Origin of the sequence: Pseudoflavonifractor phocaeensis, from assembly GCF_021531815.1 — a bacterium.
GTDB classification, from domain to species: domain Bacteria; phylum Bacillota; class Clostridia; order Oscillospirales; family Oscillospiraceae; genus Lawsonibacter; species Lawsonibacter phocaeensis_A.
Genome location: NZ_JADYUM010000011.1, coordinates 49,130 through 65,585, shown reverse-complemented (window position 1 = coordinate 65,585; position 16,456 = coordinate 49,130). Strand labels below are relative to the sequence as shown.

General features: G+C 64.4%; 13 protein-coding genes. 8 read left to right on the top strand and 5 right to left on the bottom strand.

Translation table 11 applies throughout. From position 1 onward, the window contains the following. The first annotated feature begins 5 nt into the window (after positions 1-5). Positions 6-335 carry an LptM family lipoprotein gene (locus tag I6E42_RS08450; RefSeq protein WP_235371481.1) on the top strand — a complete coding sequence of 110 codons (330 nt, stop codon included), beginning with the start codon at positions 6-8 and terminating at the stop codon, positions 333-335. 91 nt (positions 336-426) lie between these two features. On the opposite strand, the gene lepA is transcribed toward I6E42_RS08450, so the two are convergent. The 3 genes from lepA to I6E42_RS08435 are packed head-to-tail and all read right to left on the bottom strand — an operon-like array spanning position 427 to position 3,557. Beyond that, positions 427-2,235 carry a translation elongation factor 4 gene (gene lepA / locus I6E42_RS08445; protein ID WP_235371480.1) on the bottom strand — a complete coding sequence of 603 codons (1,809 nt, stop codon included), beginning with the start codon at positions 2,233-2,235 and terminating at the stop codon, positions 427-429. Between the two features lie 43 nt (positions 2,236-2,278). Then, positions 2,279-2,815 (bottom strand): hypothetical protein, encoded by a 537-nt coding sequence (locus tag I6E42_RS08440; protein ID WP_235371479.1) that lies wholly within the window; start codon positions 2,813-2,815, stop codon positions 2,279-2,281. A 52-nt stretch (positions 2,816-2,867) separates the two neighbouring features. Beyond that, positions 2,868-3,557: a helix-turn-helix domain-containing protein gene (locus I6E42_RS08435; protein ID WP_235371478.1), complete on the bottom strand. Its 690-nt coding sequence runs from the start codon at positions 3,555-3,557 to the stop codon at positions 2,868-2,870. 309 nt (positions 3,558-3,866) lie between these two features. Here I6E42_RS08435 and pta point away from each other — a divergent pair, with 309 nt between their 5' ends. The 7 genes from pta (at position 3,867) to I6E42_RS08400 (ending at position 14,326) form a co-directional block, all read left to right on the top strand. Next, positions 3,867-4,841 (top strand): phosphate acetyltransferase, encoded by a 975-nt coding sequence (gene pta, locus I6E42_RS08430; protein ID WP_235371477.1) that lies wholly within the window; start codon positions 3,867-3,869, stop codon positions 4,839-4,841. A gap of 460 nt (positions 4,842-5,301) precedes the next feature. After that, positions 5,302-7,716, top strand: a complete 2,415-nt coding sequence (gene feoB / locus I6E42_RS08425; protein ID WP_235371476.1) for a ferrous iron transport protein B — start codon at positions 5,302-5,304, stop codon at positions 7,714-7,716. A 71-nt stretch (positions 7,717-7,787) separates the two neighbouring features. Beyond that, positions 7,788-8,585: a Cof-type HAD-IIB family hydrolase gene (locus I6E42_RS08420; RefSeq protein WP_235371475.1), complete on the top strand. Its 798-nt coding sequence runs from the start codon at positions 7,788-7,790 to the stop codon at positions 8,583-8,585. A 200-nt stretch (positions 8,586-8,785) separates the two neighbouring features. Continuing rightward, positions 8,786-10,387 carry an efflux RND transporter periplasmic adaptor subunit gene (locus I6E42_RS08415; RefSeq protein WP_235371474.1) on the top strand — a complete coding sequence of 534 codons (1,602 nt, stop codon included), beginning with the start codon at positions 8,786-8,788 and terminating at the stop codon, positions 10,385-10,387. A 4-nt stretch (positions 10,388-10,391) separates the two neighbouring features. Then, positions 10,392-11,120 carry an ABC transporter ATP-binding protein gene (locus I6E42_RS08410; RefSeq protein ID WP_235371473.1) on the top strand — a complete coding sequence of 243 codons (729 nt, stop codon included), beginning with the start codon at positions 10,392-10,394 and terminating at the stop codon, positions 11,118-11,120. After that, complete coding sequence (locus I6E42_RS08405; RefSeq protein ID WP_235371472.1) at positions 11,117-12,382, top strand: ABC transporter permease; 1,266 nt, start codon at positions 11,117-11,119, stop codon at positions 12,380-12,382. Before I6E42_RS08410 ends, I6E42_RS08405 begins: the two co-directional genes overlap by 4 nt. Positions 12,383-12,451: 69 nt before the next feature. Beyond that, positions 12,452-14,326, top strand: coding sequence for an S-layer homology domain-containing protein (locus I6E42_RS08400; protein WP_235371471.1), 1,875 nt, complete (start codon positions 12,452-12,454; stop codon positions 14,324-14,326). A gap of 58 nt (positions 14,327-14,384) precedes the next feature. On the opposite strand, the gene I6E42_RS08395 is transcribed toward I6E42_RS08400, so the two are convergent. Both I6E42_RS08395 and I6E42_RS08390 read right to left on the bottom strand, forming a co-directional pair. After that, positions 14,385-15,704: a M15 family metallopeptidase gene (locus tag I6E42_RS08395; protein WP_235371470.1), complete on the bottom strand. Its 1,320-nt coding sequence runs from the start codon at positions 15,702-15,704 to the stop codon at positions 14,385-14,387. 56 nt (positions 15,705-15,760) lie between these two features. After that, the gene (locus I6E42_RS08390; RefSeq protein ID WP_235371469.1) at positions 15,761-16,429 is read right to left on the bottom strand and encodes a gamma-glutamyl-gamma-aminobutyrate hydrolase family protein; all 669 of its coding nucleotides are present in this window, start codon (positions 16,427-16,429) and stop codon (positions 15,761-15,763) included. Between the last annotated feature and the right edge of the window lie 27 nt (positions 16,430-16,456).

The following is a 16,456-nucleotide window of genomic DNA, read 5'->3' as shown; positions in this document are numbered from 1 at the left end:
AGGAAATGAAACGTGTACTTGGATGTCTGCTGGCGGTTTTGATGCTGCTGGCCTGCGCCGGATGCGGCGGGAAACAGCCCGGAGGCGAGTCCTCCGGAGCGGAAAAAAACGGAGAGGAAAAGACGCTCACCGGCACCCTAGACGAGGTGAAGGACTTCATGTTTGTGGTCACCGACGACCAGGGCAACAGCTACGCCCTGACCTTTGAGGGCGGGGTCCCGGAGGGGCTGGCGGACCGGGAAGTAGGGGACCGGGTGACGGTGACCTATACCGGGGAGTTGTCTGTGGTGGACCCCTTTACCGGAACGGTCCTGTCCGTGGAGAAAGCGGACTGAAGAAAGATGGAGGCCGCGTCATCGGACGCGGCCTCCACTAAAAAAGGGAATTTTTGCAAAGGAAGCGCCTGGAATCCCAGGCGCTTCTTTTTTATTCCTCGTCCAGCTTGAGGACGGCCATAAAGGCTTCTGTGGGTAATTGCACGGTGCCCAGAGTGCGCATCTTTTTCTTACCCTCTTTTTGCTTCTCCAGCAGCTTCTTCTTCCGGGTGATGTCGCCGCCGTAGCACTTGGCCAGCACGTCCTTCCGCATGGCCTTGACAGTCTCCCGGGCGATGATCTTGCCGCCGATGGCCGCCTGGACAGGTACTTCAAAGAGCTGGCGGGGGATGTTCTCCTTCAGCTTCTCGCAGATACGCCGGGCCCGGGGATAGGCCTTCTCCCGGTGGGCGATGAAGGACAGGGCGTCCACCTGGTCGCCGTTGAGGAGCATGTCCACCTTTACCAGGTCGCTTTTCTCGTAGCCCTCCAGCTCGTAGTCCAGGGAGGCGTACCCCTTGGTCCGGGCCTTCAGGGCGTCGAAAAAGTCGTAGATGATCTCGCCGATGGGCATGGAGTAGTGCAGCTCCACCAGGTTGGTGTCCAGGTACTGCATGTCCTTGAAGATGCCCCGGCGGTCCTGGCACATGGGCATGATGTTGCCCACATAGTCCGGGGGCGAGATGATGGACACCTTGGCGAAGGGCTCCCGGGCCTCGGAGATGGAGCCGGGATCAGGGTAGTTGTGGGGGTTGTCCACCCGGACCACGGTGCCGTCGGTCTTGGTGACCTCATAGATCACGGAGGGCAGCGTGGTCACCAGGTCCAGGTCAAATTCCCGCTCCAGCCGCTCCTGGATGATCTCCATGTGGAGCATCCCCAGGAAGCCGCACCGGAAGCCGAAGCCCAGGGCGATGGAGGATTCCGGCTCGAAGGACAGGGAGGCGTCGTTGAGCTGCAATTTCTCCAGAGCGTCCCGCAGGTCGGGATACTTGGAGCCGTCCTCGGTGTAGATGCCGCAGTAGACCATGGGCTGGGCGGGGCGGTAGCCGGGCAGGGCCTGGGCCGCAGGGGACTCCACCCCGGTGATGGTGTCGCCCACCCGGGTGTCCTTCACGTTTTTGATGGAGGCGGTGAACCAGCCCACCTCGCCGGCGGACAGCGCGGGGCAGGATTCCATGCCCAGGGGACGGAGATAGCCGCAGTCCAGCACCTGATAGCTGGCGCCCGAGGCCATCATCTTCACGTTCATCCCCTTTTGCAGGGTGCCCTCCATGATGCGGAAGTAGACCACCACGCCCACGTAGGGGTCATACTGGCTGTCGAAGATCAGGGCCTTCAGGGGGGACTTGGGATCGCCGGTGGGGGCGGGGATGTTCTGGACGATGTCCTCCAGTACGGCGGGGATGTTGATGCCCTGCTTGGCGGAGATCTCCGGGGCGTCCTGGGCGGGAAGGGCCAGGATATTTTCAATCTCATCCTTCACCCGTTTGGGATCGGCGGCGGGCAGGTCGATCTTGTTGACCACGGGGAGGATCTCCAGGTCGTGCTCCATGGCCAGGTAGGTGTTGGCCAGGGTCTGGGCCTCGATGCCCTGGGAGGCGTCCACGATGAGCACCGCGCCCTCGCAGGCGGCCAGGGAGCGGGATACCTCGTAGTTGAAGTCCACATGGCCCGGGGTGTCGATGAGGTTCAGGTGGTAAATCTCCCCGTCCTGGGCCTGGTAGTCCAGACGGACCGCCCGGGCCTTGATGGTGATGCCCCGCTCCCGCTCCAGGTCCATGTTGTCCAGCAGCTGGGACTCCATCTGGCGCTGCTCCACCGCGTGGCACTGTTCGATCAGCCGGTCGGACAAGGTGGACTTCCCGTGGTCGATGTGGGCGATGATAGAAAAGTTTCGGATTTTGGATTGGTCAGTCATAATGCACCTCGTTTGTGGGATATGGGATAAAAGACTGGAATATTTACGGCTCCAGAACGATGCGCTGATCGGTCAGCCAGGTGCCCTGGACATCCAGCTCTTTAATGGTCAGTTCTGTGACCTTACCGGAGGACTGACCCACGTTTTTGACCTTTACCTGATGCGCAGGGTCAGACATGGTATAGGTACAGGCCGCGCGGGCAGAATCCGGGGTTTTCAGGGTAATGACAGCTTCGGCGCCTGAGTAGTTGTACGTTGTGTACTGCTCCAAGACGGAGCCGTCTTGGTTGAGCCCCTGATACTTCTCCTCAAGCAGACGGTTCTGGCCGTCGTAGAGACAATCGATGCGGTACGCGTAACGGCCGAGGCTGTCATAGGAAGTAAAACGCGTCCGGCTCTCATCGGCATTATATTCCCAAATGCCGTAACTGCCGTCAGGCTGCGTCTGCACACTGGTGCGGACAAATACAACGGGGTCGAAGGTTGGCTCGGACGGAGGAGCGGGATTTTGCTGACAGGCGGACAGCACCAATATCAATGGAAGGAAAACCATGGGGAGGAGGGTCCTCAATTTACGCATAATCTGCCTCCTTTGCGGATGTGCCGTAACGCGTTAAGGGGGAAAGATTGTTTTACTTCCGGCCCGCCATAATGCCGTTGATCCGCTCGCCGGTGTTGTGGACCACCTGGAGCAGGGACTGGTACAGCACGGGATAATTCCGGGCCAGGGCGTCGTGGGTCATCTCAGGCATGGGCCCCTTTTCCTTGATGTGAATGGCCAGGGCGTCGGCCAGCTCTGCCTCGGCGCACTTCATGTCCGCCTCCGCCAGACCCGCCTGAAAATAGTGGGTGGGGACGGAGAAAAAGTCGGGGTTGTTGCCGGGGTCCGCCTGGTACAGCCGGCGGTACATGGTGTAGACGGCGGTGGACAGGTAGTTGGAGGCGGCCTTGATGGCCTCCCGGCTGCCCGTCTTGGACAGCAGGTCGAAAAGCACGCCGATGGAGTTGACCAGCAGCTTTTTGGACAGCAGGGCCAGCACGCCGCCCTTCATGGAATTGTTTTTCTCGTCGCTCAGGTCGTAGAGCTCCTCCGGAGCGATGGTGGTGCCGTCCCGGCTGAGGGTGCGGCCCAGGAGAAAGTCGGCGGACACGCCGTAGTAGTCGCAGGCACGAACCACAAAGGGGAGGCCGGGCTCCCGGATGCCGTTTTCATAGTGGCTCAGCAGGGCCTGGGAGATCCCCAGGGCCGCGGCGGCGGTGCGTTGGCTGACCCCCTTCTCCTGGCGGAGGAGGGACAGGGTGCGGGAAAATTCTTCGTTCACAAGTGGTCACCTCATAAAAATCACAATACACTTGGTATAGTATACCTGAAAACATTACGTGGCGTAAAGAGGAAAATGCGGAAAAATTCCGGGAGAGCCGGAGAATGGGGCCGTCTGCGGGCCGTTTTGCCCGGAAGGGCGGGGTATGCGGCCGACCCTTGAACAAACCGGCATGGCAGGGGCCTGATCCATCGAAAAAGAAGGACGGAAACCGGGGCCAAGGCTCTTGCATTTTGCGGCGGGAAATGCTACCATAGTCACCGAAAGCAGCGTGTTTGTGCGCCGGAATTTGATTTGGAGGAATGAAATATGTTCAAGAAACTCATCGAGATCCTGAAAGCACACCCCCGCAAGATCGTGTTCACCGAGGGCACCGACCCCCGTATCCTGGAGGCTTCCGCCCGCCTGCTGTCCGGTACCTTCCTGACCCCCATCCTCATCGGCAATGAGGCCGCGGTTCTGGCCGCCGCCGAGGAGGCCGGCTTCAACATCCGGGGCGCCATCATCATCGACCCCGAGACCTACGCCGGCATGGACGCCATGGTCAAGCGCATGGTGGAGCTGCGCAAGGGCAAGATGACCGAGGACGACTGCCGCGCCGCCCTGAAGAAGGGCAACTACTTCGGCACCATGCTGGTGGCCATGGGTGAGGCTGACGCCCTGCTGGGCGGCGCCACCTACTCCACCGCCGACACCGTCCGTCCCGCCCTGCAGCTGGTCAAGACCAAGCCCGGCAACTCCATCGTGTCCTCCTGCTTCATCCTGGTCCGTCCTTCCGCCACCGGCGACAACGACGTGCTGGCCATGGCCGACTGCGCCATCAACATTAAGCCCACCGAGGACGAGCTGGTGGAGATCGCCTCCGAGACCGTCTCCTGCGCCAAGATCTTCGGCATCGACCCCAAGGTGGCCTTCCTGAGCTACTCCACCCTGGGCTCCGGCAAGGGCGAGGACGTGGACAAGATGCGCAACGCCGCCGAGAAGGCCAAGCTGGCCATGCCCAACGTGCCCATCGAGGGCGAGCTGCAGTTCGACGCCGCTGTCTCCCCCCGGGTGGCCCAGACCAAGTGCAAGGGCTCCAAGGTGGCCGGCTACGCCAACACCTTCATCTTCCCCGACATCAACGCCGGCAACATCGGCTACAAGATCGCCCAGCGCCTGGGCTCCTTCGAGGCTTACGGCCCCATCCTGCTGGGCCTGAATGCCCCCATCAACGACCTGTCCCGCGGCTGCAACGCCCAGGAGGTCTATTCCATGGCTATCATCACCGCTGCCCTGGCCTGAACAGAATAGAGAGAACGGAGCGTCCAGCTGGGCGCTCCGTTTTATTTGCCATGGAATAGACCTCGGGCCCCATCTGTGATGGGGCGGCGCTGTGCGCCGTAAATCCGGTGCCGCCAAAGCGGGACCGGATTTGCGCAGGGCGAATTCACTTCGCCCGAGCATTGAAACAGTAACGGGTTCCCATGGGAGTGCGCTCCCATGGGACCTATTCCATGGCTATCATCACCGCCGCCCTGGCCTGAACATAGTAAATAGGAAAAGGAACGGAGCGTCCGGCTGGGCGCTCCGTTTTTTATGTCCCGGTGGCCCGACCGTTAAAATCTGCACAAAGGGACGCAGGTTTCGGGCGCTCCTTTTCTGTACCCGGAGGAGTTTGCTGCAATTAACTTTCCCTTGAAATTATAGGGGCCCTTTCGTATAATCTATGTGGATATTCTGATCCAAGAGAAGGGACTTATCAATGGAACAGACAAAAAGACCGGATAGGAAAACATTGAATGACCTGACTCCGGGCCAGAGCGGCACCATCCTCTCGGTGGGCAACCAGTCCGGAGCGGTGAAGCGGCGGCTGGTGGACATGGGGCTGACCCCCGGGACCCAGGTGAAGGTGACCAAGATCGCCCCCCTGGGGGACCCCCTGGAGGTGAGCCTCCGGGGCTATGAGCTGTCCCTGCGCCGGGCGGACGCGGAGCAGATCGTCATGGGCAACCCGCGCCGGGAGGCGGACAGCGCACGCCGGGCCATGACCCGCCGGGAGGCGGACCCGGAGACGGTGCGCCGCCAGATGCGGGACCATGAGCATGAGCTCAATGAGCACGCCGCGGGCTATGACGCCTCCGCCCACGACAGCCGGCCCATGCGCATCGCCCTGGCGGGCAACCCCAACTGCGGCAAGACCACTCTGTTCAACGCCCTCACCGGCTCCAACCAGTATGTGGGCAACTGGCCCGGCGTCACGGTGGAGAAAAAGGAGGGCACCGCCCATCTGGGGGACAAGGTGCTCACGGTGGTGGACCTGCCCGGCATCTACTCCCTGTCCCCCTACTCCATGGAGGAGATCGTCTCCCGGGACTTTATCATCGGGGAGGCCCCCGACTGCGTCATCGACATCGTGGACGCCACCAACCTGGAGCGCAACTTGTACCTCACCGTCCAGCTGCTGGAGCTGGAACGGCCCATGGTGGTAGCCCTGAACTTCATGGACGAGGTGGCCAAGCGGGGGGACCAGATCGACGTGGCGCGCCTGTCCAAGGAACTGGGCATCCCCGTGGTCCCCATCACCGCCCGGACGGGGGAGGGGCTGGAGGAACTGCTCCACACCGCCCACCGGCAGATGCACCTGGGCTGCACCATCGAGCCGGATGACCTCTATGACGACTTTACCCACGACATCCACCACCGCATGGGCGAACTGATCCACGACTACGCCTACGCCGCCCACCTCCCTGCCCACTGGGCCTCCATCAAGCTGTTGGAGGGGGATGACATCGTGGCCAAGGCCCTGGGCCTGCCCCAGAATGTGAAGGACCGCCTGGAGAAGGTGGTGGCGGAGTATGAGAACTCCAGCGACCTGGGAGACCGGGAGACCCTCATCGCCGACAGCCGCTACCAGTACATTGAAAAGGTAGTCTCCGCCTCGGTGGTCAAGGGCCAGGGAGCCGGGGAGCTGACCTTCAGCGAGAAGATCGACAAGGTGGTGACCCACCGGATCTTCGCCATCCCCCTGTTCCTGTGCACCATGCTGGTGATGTTCGCCGTCACCTTCGGCCCCTTCGGCTCCTGGCTGTCCGACTTGGTGGGGGCGGGGATGGACGCTCTGGCCGTCTGGCTGGAGGCGGTTTTGACGGGGGCCGGGGTGTCCCGGGTGCTGGTCTCCCTTCTGTGTGACGGCATCATCGGCGGCGTGGGCGGCGTGCTCACCTTCCTGCCCCAGATCGCCCTGCTGTTTTTCTTCCTGTCCTTCCTGGAGGACTCGGGCTATATGTCCCGGGCCGCCTTCATCATGGACCGGCTGCTGCGCCGGTTCGGCCTCAGCGGCAAGGCCTTCATCCCCATGCTCATGGGCTTTGGCTGCTCGGTGCCCGCCATTATGGGCGCCCGGACCATGGAGAACGAGAAGGACCGGCGGATGACCATCCTGCTGGTGCCCTTCATGTCCTGCTCCGCCAAGCTGCCCGTCTACGGCCTCATTTCCTCCGCCTTCTTCGGCGCCTGGGCGGGGTTGGTGGTCTTCGCCCTGTACGTCATCGGTATGGTGGTGGGCATCTTGTCCGGCCTGTTTTTCAAGCACACCCTGTTCGCCGGGGAGCCCGCCCCCTTCGTGCTGGAGCTGCCCCCCTACCGCCTGCCCTCCCTGGGCAACATGATGACCCACGTATGGCAGAAGGTGAAGGGCTTCCTCATCAAAGCGGGCACCCTGATCCTGCTCATGTCCATGGTGCTGTGGCTGCTCCAGTCCTTCGACTTCTCCCTCCATATGGTGGAGAGCGCCGACCACAGCATGCTGGGCGCCCTTGGCTCGGTGATCGCCCCCATCTTTGGCCCCTGCGGCTTCGGACACTGGCAGGCGGCCGTGGCCCTGCTCACCGGCCTCATCGCCAAGGAGATGGTGGTGTCCTCCCTGTCCATGTTCTACGGCTTCCCCCTTACCGCAGCCAGCGGGGAGGTAGCCGCCGCCATGACCGGCTTCACCCCCCTGTCCGCCTTTTCCCTGCTGGTCTTCGTGCTGCTGTATGTCCCCTGCGTGGCCGCCGTGTCCACTCTGTTCAAGGAGATGAACAGCAAGAAATGGGCCTGCTTCTCCATCGCCTGGCAGATCGGCTGCGCCTATGTGGTGTCCATGCTGGTGTACCAGCTGGGCAGCCTGTTTCTATGAGCGCTAGGGAGAAGAAGCGGGGGTAAGCCCCCGCCCTGCCCGGATAAACTCCACACCGGAAGGATGATCCTATGATAAAACTCATTGCCCTGGACCTGGACGGCACCCTGCTGGACCCGTCTGGGAAGATCACGCAAGGGGCGAAGGACGCCATTGCCAGGGCCAGGGAAACGGGCGTCCGGGTGGTGCTGGACACTGGCCGGCCCATCCCCGAGGCCATCTGGTTCGCCAAAGAGGCCGGCTGTGACGCTCTGATCTCCTGCCTGGGGGGCGCGGCCCTGGTGGATGGAAGCACCGGGCAGGTCCTCCGCCGCCGGGATATCCCGGAGCCCTCCGGCCGGCGGGTGCTGGAGCTGTGCTTGGGCCGGGAGATCGAGCTGATGATCTTTGCCGGGGACCAAATTGTCCTGGACCCCTTCTCCAAGGAGTCTCTGCTGCGGACCTACCCCTACCCCGCCTTCCACGACAACGCCGTGACGGTGGACGACCCCCTGGCCTATCTGGAGGAGCGGGGACTGCCCCTGACCAAGGTGCACGGGGACTGGAACCGGCCGGCCTACCCCCTGGAGGAGCTGGCCGCCCTGCCGGGGGTGGAACTGACCGCCTCCAACGACCATGACTTTGAACTGGTGGCCTCGGGGGTGGACAAGGGGAGGACCCTGGCTCTGCTGGCCATGATGTACGGCGTGCCCCTGGACCAGTGCGCCGCCGTGGGGGACAGCGACAACGACCTGGCCATGCTCCGGGCGGTGGGCACCCCCATCGCCATGGGCAACGCGTCTTCCGCCATCAAAGAAATTGCCGCCCGGATCGCCCCCTCCAACGGGGAGGAGGGCGTGGCTGCCGCCATTTTGAGCTGTTTGGAATAAAGACAACATGGGAATCAGAAAAAAGACCGCCTCAGGCGGTCTTTTTTTCTTGACCTTCCCCTTGATGGAAGGTGTAGCGTAGGGGCCGCGGGTGGAAATTTAATGAAATTTTCAGGATTTCTTACAAGGAATCTAAGCTTTGCCCGCTAGAATCAAAAGCAAAACCAGGGGCCCGTGCCGGGCCCAAAAGGAGACTGACCATGGAAGCGACACAGGCAACGACTCCGGCGGTCCAGGCGCCCCGGAAGAAAGAGGGACCTGTTTTTCAGGCCCCGAAAAAACGAAAGAAGTGGCTTCGGGGACTGGCGGTCCTGCTAGTACTGGCGCTGGCGGCCTATTGGTTTCTGTTTCGGGGAAACGGGGCGAACGACGGGGGCATGGCTTCCGCTTACCTCACCGAAGCCGTCCAGCGCCGGGACCTGACGGTGACGGTGGAGGGCACCGGAACGGTGCAGGCGATCCAGACTTACCAGGTGGGGACCCTGATCTCGGGAGAGGTGCTGGAGGCCCCGCTGGAGGTAGGGGACAGGGTGGAGAAGGGGGATCTGCTCTACCGCATCGACCCCAGCAAGGCCCAGACGGCCCTCCAGCAGGCGCAGCTCTCCCTGCGCCAGGCCCAGCTGAGCTATGACGAGCTGTCCGCCGCTCTGACGCCCAGCGCCTCCGCCGCGGGGGTGGTGCAGCAGGTCCATGTCCGGAAGGGGAACCTGGTGTCCCCAGGCACCGCCATCGCGGATATTGCGGATACCTCCACCCTGACCCTTACCCTGCCTTTCCTCTCCGCCGACGCCCAGAAGCTCTCTCCGGGCCAGAGCGCCCAAGTGACCCTTTCCGGCACCCTGGAGACCCTGCCGGGCACCGTGGAGTCGGTGTCCTCCGCCGACCTGGTGGGGGCGGGCGGCACCCTGGTCCGCCAGGTGAAGATCCGCGTCAGCAACCCCGGCGCCCTGACCTCCGCTGACACGGCCACCGCCGTGGCGGGGGACGTTCCCTGCGCGGGCAGCGGCCATTTTGAGGAGAACATGCGCCAGACCGTGGTGGCCCAGACCTCCGGCGAGGTCACGGACGTCCTGGTCACCGCCGGCAGCAGGGTGTCCGCCGGCAGCGCCCTGGCCACCCTGGGGGGCTCCGCCGTCCACACCTCTTTGGAGAGCGCCTCCATCGCCGTGGAAAACGCCCGGCTCACCTGCCAGCAGGCTCAGGAGGCCCTGGACAGCTATACCATCACCGCCCCCATCTCTGGCACCGTCATTGAGAAGAACGTCAAAGCCGGGGACAAGGTGGACGGCATCGACTCCGGCACCCTGGCGGTCCTCTATGACCTGAGCTGCCTGACCCTGCAGATGAATGTCAGCGAGCTGGACATTGGAAAAGTGCGGGAGGGGCAGCAGGTGGAGATTACCGCCGACGCCCTGCCCGGCCAGACCTTCCGGGGGGTGGTGGACCGGGTGAGCATCAACGGCGCCACCACCAACGGCTTTACCACCTACCCCGCCACCATTCGGGTGGAGGAGTACGGGGACCTGAAGCCCGGGATGAACGTGTCGGCCGTCATCCTGGGGGATGCGGTCTCCGGGGCCCTGACCGTCCCTGTTTCAGCGGTGAGCCGGGGGAACAAGGTGCTGGCAGTCCCGGCGGGAGCCCTGGGGGAGAACGGGACCCTGACCGATCCCGCCCAACTGGAGGAGCGGACCGTCACCCTGGGGGTCAGCGACGGGGCGTACATCCAGATTACCGGCGGACTGGAGGAAGGGGACACCGTAGCCTACCTGGATACGGAGACTGCTCCGGCGGGAGGCTGAGAACATGGGCCACCTCATTGAATTAAAAGATGTTTACAAGATCTATCCCATGGGGGAGGAGGCCGTCCACGCCCTGGACGGGGTGAGCCTCACCATCGATCGGGGAGAGTTTGTGGCCATCGTGGGCCAGTCCGGCAGCGGAAAGTCCACCGCCATGAACATCATCGGCTGTCTGGACGTGCCCACAGCGGGCAGCTATCATCTGGGGGGCGTGGACGTGTCCACCATGGACGACGACCAGCAGGCGGAGATCCGCAACAAGATGTTGGGCTTCATCTTTCAGCAGTACAACCTGATCCCCAAGCTGACGGTGCTGGAAAACGTGGAGCTGCCCCTGCTCTACGGCGGGGTCCCGGCGGAGGAGCGGCGGGCGCGGGCCGTCCGGTCCCTGGAGCGGGTGGGGCTGGCCGACAAAGGAAAGCATCTGCCCTCCCAGCTCTCCGGCGGCCAGCAGCAGCGGGTGTCCATCGCCCGGGCTCTGGCGGGGGAGCCCTCGGTCATCCTGGCCGACGAGCCCACCGGCGCCCTGGACTCCCGGACGGGCCGGGAGGTGCTGGGCTTTTTGAAACAATTGAACCGGGAGGGGGACACGGTGGTCCTCATTACCCATGACAACTCCATCGCCGTGAAGGCGGACCGGATCGTCCGCCTCCAGGACGGGAAGATCATCTACGACGGAGATGCCCGCGACCCCCGGGCGGTGGTCCAGCCGGGAGAGGAGGGGGAGGCATGAACGTGACCCAGTCCTTCAAGCTGGCGTTAAAGTCCCTCCAGACCAGCAAAATGCGCTCCTTCCTCACCATGCTGGGCATCGTCATCGGCGTGGGGGCGGTCATCATCATCATCTCCCTGGGCAACGGCCTCACCGGCATGGTGGAGCAGCAGGTGGAGAAGGTGGGGGTCAACCAGATCTACGCCTATGTTTGGGGCCGGGGGGACGGCACCACCATGGCCTTTGATCCGGAGCACATGTATGAATTTACCGCGAAATATCCCGAAGTCTTCTCCGGCGTAACCCCCTGGGTGAACTGCGCCGGCGGCGTGCGGGCGGGGGAGGAAAAATTTGAAAAAACCGGCGTCTTCGGGGTCAGCGAGGCCATGTACAGCGCAGAGCTGGGGGGCACCCTGGACGGAGACCGTCTGGCGAAGGGGCGCTACATCCGCTATGTGGACGTGGCCCAGCGGGGAAAGGTGTGCGTCATCGGGGCGTACCTGGAGCAGGAGGCCTTCGGCGGCGATGCCCTGGGCAAGACCCTGCGGATCGGCGGCATCCCCTACACGGTGGTGGGCGTTCTGGCCCGGAGGGACAGCCTCATGGAGGAGGGCGGCGGCGACGACAGGATCTACATCCCCTACGAAAATGCCCTGGAGCTCAACCGGGACCGGAACGTCACCCTCTATCAGATCACCAGCACCTCCCGGGACACCGCCGCCCGGGCCAAGGAGCTGCTGACGGTCATGCTTCTGGACTTTTACCAGACGGATATGCGGTACGATGAAAACGGCAACAATCTGTTCTACATTGAGACTATGGCGGAGCAGGTGGCCACCATCAACGCCATGATGGGGGTGGCCATGACAGTGCTGGTGGCTATCGCCGCCATCTCCCTGTTGGTGGGGGGCATCGGCATTATGAACATCATGCTGGTGTCGGTCACCGAGCGCACCCGGGAGATCGGCATCCGGAAGTCCCTGGGGGCCAAGCGCCGGGACATCCGCCGCCAGTTCATCATTGAGGCGGGCACCACCTCGGCCATCGGCGGCCTGCTGGGCATCGCCTTCGGCTGTCTGGTGGCCACGGGCATCGGGTCCCTGCTGGGGGGCATGCTGGTGGAGCAGCTGGGGGCCAGCGGCATCACCTTCAACGCCACCCCCACCCTCAGCGCCGTTCTGGTGAGCTTCGGCGTCTCCGTGGGCATCGGCGTCCTGTTCGGCTACCTGCCCGCCAATAAGGCCGCCAAGCTCAACCCCATCGACGCCCTGCGGTATGACTGAGCACGGGCGGGCGGACGCGGGGGAAGAACCGCGCTCTACGGTTTATCATGAGATAAAGGAGTTTTCAGGATGAAAAAACACCGTTTCACTGCCGCCTTGTCCGCGGCCTGTCTGGTCCTGGCCCTGGCCCTCCCCGCCGTGGCCGCGGCTCCGGTCTCCGAGGAGGAGGCCGCCCAGGTGGTCAGCGCCCTGGGGATCATGGTGGGAGACGCCCGGGGGGAGATGAACCTGTCCGGCCCGGTGACCCGGGCGGAGTTCGTCACCATGGCCGTAAAGGCCACCCCGGCGGGCGACCAGGTCGGCCAGGCCGCTGTCTCCCCCTACCCCGACGTGCCCCGGGGCCACTGGGCCTCGGGCTATGTGGAGGCGGGGGTGGCCGCCGGGCTTGTCTCGGGCTACTCGGATGGCACCTTCCGCCCCAACAGCCCCATCGTCCTGGCGGAAGGGACGGCCATCGTCCTGCGGCTGCTGGGATATGGCCCCGCCGACTTCTCGGGGGCCTATCCCACGGGACAGCTGGCCCTGTACCGGAGCCTGAAGCTGGACCGGGGAGTGACCGCCGCCGGGGCGAACAGTCCGCTGACCCGCCGGGACGCCATGTACCTGTTTTATAACCTGATGACCGCGGATACCAAAGAGGGACGGCCCTATCTGGAGACGCTGGGCCACTCCCTGAACGCCGCTGGGGAGCTGGACCTGGTGGCCCTGATCAACCAGTCAATGGAGGGCCCGGTGGTGGCCCGGGGGAGCTGGCAGGACTCCATTCCCTTTGCCGTCCAGGGAGCCGGGGTGCGGCTGGAGGGCAAAACGGCCGGCGCCGCTGACATCCGGGAGGGGGACGTGGTCTATTGGAACCGGGGACTGAACACCCTGTGGGTGTACCGGGACCGGGTCACCGGGGCCATCCAGGCCCTGGAACCCTCCTCCTCCGCCCCCTCCTCCGTGACGGTGGCGGGGCGGACCTGCCCCATTGAGACGGCATCGGCGGCCTACGCCCTGTCCGACCTGGGGCAGTACGGCCTGGGGGACACCGTCACGCTGCTTCTGGGCCGGAATGGCGCCGTGGCCGCTGTGTCGGGAGGGGAAACCTCGGGCCCTGCCTCCCCGGCGGGCCAGGTGGGTGTGGTCACCGCGGTGGAGACCGCCTCCTATTCCGACGGGCGGGGCGGGAGCTACACCGCCCGGACCGCTGTGGTCCTGTGTACCGACGGGAAGACCTACCGCTATGAGGCCCCTTCCGGCCAGCGGGAGGGAAATCTGGTCCAGGTCACCCTGTCCGGCGAGGGCAAGACGGCGCTGAAAAGCCTGCCCACATCCTCCCTGGCCGGTAAGGTCAACGGGGCCGGGACCAAGGTGGGGAGCGAGAGCTTTGCGGAGAGCGTAGAGATCCTGGACGTGAGCGGCAGCCGGGGCGTCCGGGTCTACCCCAGCCGTCTGGCGGGACTCAGCCTGTCCGGCTCCATGGTGCGGTACTACTCCAAAAACAGCAGCGGAGAGATCGACCGGATGGTGCTGAACGACGTCACCGGGGACGTGTACCAGTACGGCGTCCTCACCTCCCTGGACCAGGTGGGGGAGGGGGAGTTCGCCTCCTACACCTATGAGCTGGATGTGGGAGGAGAGTCCGTCCTGATCTCCCAGACTTCCACTCGCTACCCCGTGGAGCCGGGGCCCATCCGCCTGAAGGGGACCCTCCAGGTTCCGGAGGGGCTGCTGCCCCTGAACTGCGCCAAAACCGGAGAGGTCAGCGGAAACCGGTTTTTGGCGGGAAGCAGAAGCTACACCCTTTCCGACCGGGCGGCGGTCTATGAGCTGCGGAACGGGGACTACTACCTGTCCTCCCTGTCCCGGGTGCGGGATGGCGGCTATGCCCTCACCGGCTGGTACGACAAGACGGACGCCGACGGCGGACGGATCCGGGTGATCGTGGCCCGGGAGAAATAAATGAAGAGCCCTCCGGAATGTTCCGGAGGGCTCTGTTTTTGATGAAAAGCGGGACGGGTCAAAGCGCGGCGGACCGCAGCTCCAGACCGGCTTCTCCGGGGACCAGCTCGAGGGGAAGGAGGGCGCACAGGTCATCCAGGGAGAGGTACAGCCTGTCATCCAGCTGCAGGGCGGGAGAGGAGAGCCGGCGGGCCCGGCCATCCAACTGGCAGCTGCGGCCCGGGGAGAGGACCAGCTGGCGTCCGTCCCCGGACAGGACCAGCCGGCCGCTTCGGAACTCGGCGGACCAGCCTATGACGGAGGCGAGGCGCTGGGGGGAGACATAGGAGATCCCCTCCAGCAGAATGGTATCCCCGCCCAGCTCCAGCCGCTCGCCCTTCCAGAACAGGGAGGGGACCTGATAGCTTCCGGGAATGGGGAGGGAGGCCAGATACTCCTCATAGGTCAGCCCCTGGCCGGCGCAGGCCTGGGCGGTTTCCGTGCCCACGTACCGGTAGTGCCAGGGCTCAAACCGGTAGCCGGTGACAGCCTCCCGGCCCTCGGGGTAGCGGAGAATAAAGCCATACCGGGTGCAGTTGGCCTGGAGCCAGGCAAACTGCGCCGTGGTTTCAAAATGGGCGCTGATCCGGGCGGTGTTGATGTCCAGGGCCAGACCGGTCTGGTGCTCGGAGAAGCCCGGCCGGGCGGAGTAGGTGTACACCCGGGACTGGCTGTCCTGGGAGAGGTAGCCGCGGTAGAGCCGGTCCTGGGTGCCATAAGAGCGGTAAGCGGAGACGCTGTGCAGGACGATTCCCTCCAGCCGGGCGTCATCCGCCATGCGGCGGAAGGCGGCGGCGGCCTCGGGGGTCAGGGAGCCCACGCCATAGGAGGCGCCCAAAGCCTCCAGCTCCGGCACATAATCACTGGGCAGGGAGTGGTATTTGTTCACCAGGACGGCGGTACTGCCCGGGTCGGGGACCGCCCGGACCTGGGTGTAAAAGGGCTGGTCCAGCCCCATGTTGACGGTCAGGACCACCTGCTCCGCCGTCAGCTCGGGAAAGGCCTGGGCACAGGACAGATAACGGTCCAGAAGATCCGGGTCACAGTTGGGCAGAAACAGCAGCTCCAGGGCTTGGGCAGATAGGGCGCCGCTGTTCAGCCCGGGGCCCAGCCGTCCCCACAGGGTCCGGATCTGACCGGCGTCATAGCCAAGGGCGCTCAGCCGCTGGGCGGCGGAGCGGTAGGCGGAGGAGGGATCCCGCTCTTGGGAGTAGGGGGAGGGGGCGGAGACGGCGGTCACCTGGTCCTTCCGGGCGGCGGCAGAAGCGGTCTGGGGAGCCAGACAGAGCAGCAGGACCAGGGAAAGAGCCAGGGGACGGTGAAGGGAGTGGAAGAGCATGGCAAGGAAAACCTCCTGGGCTTGAGAGCCCGCTGTTATCATTGGAACGGGAACCCTCAGTCCCGGCAGAGGACCAAAAAGCGGTGAAACAGGGGAGCGCCGTCCACAGTGTCCTCCCGGCGGTGACCGAAGGACATCCGCTCCGGGTGGAACTGGACGGCGAAAATGGGCAGGCTCCGGTGGATGATGGCTTCGGGGAAGCCGATCTCCGCCCAGGCGATGGCCTCCAGTCCCCGGCCCAGCCGGTCTACTGCCTGGTGGTGGGAGCTGTTCACCGGGAAAACGGGGCCGTAGAGCTGGCGGAGGAAGGAGCGCTCCGAGGACCGGATGGGGTGGACCAGGTCGTGGTCCGCGCCGCCGTGGAAGGGCCTGCTCTCCGGGGGCAGGTCCTGGATCAGGGAGCCGCCCAGGGCCACGTTGATGACCTGCATCCCCCGGCAGATGCCCAGAATGGGCTTCCCGGCCCGGAGAAAGGCGTCGAACAGGGCCAGCTCCGCCCGGTCACGCACCGGATCCGGGGGCTGGGAGCCCCGGCTCTCCTGCCCGTAACAGGCGGGCTCCATGTCGCCGCCGCCGCACAGCAGAAGACCGGCGCAGGACAGGTCGGGAGCGGGAGCGTATCCGCAGACAGGCAGGCCGCCCGCGCAGCGGACGGCCGCCTCATAGTTTTCCATACGTCCGGCGTCGCCGGAAACCTGGATGCGGGGAAGGATCAGGTCAGACATAAGAACTCCTTTTCCGGACATACTAGC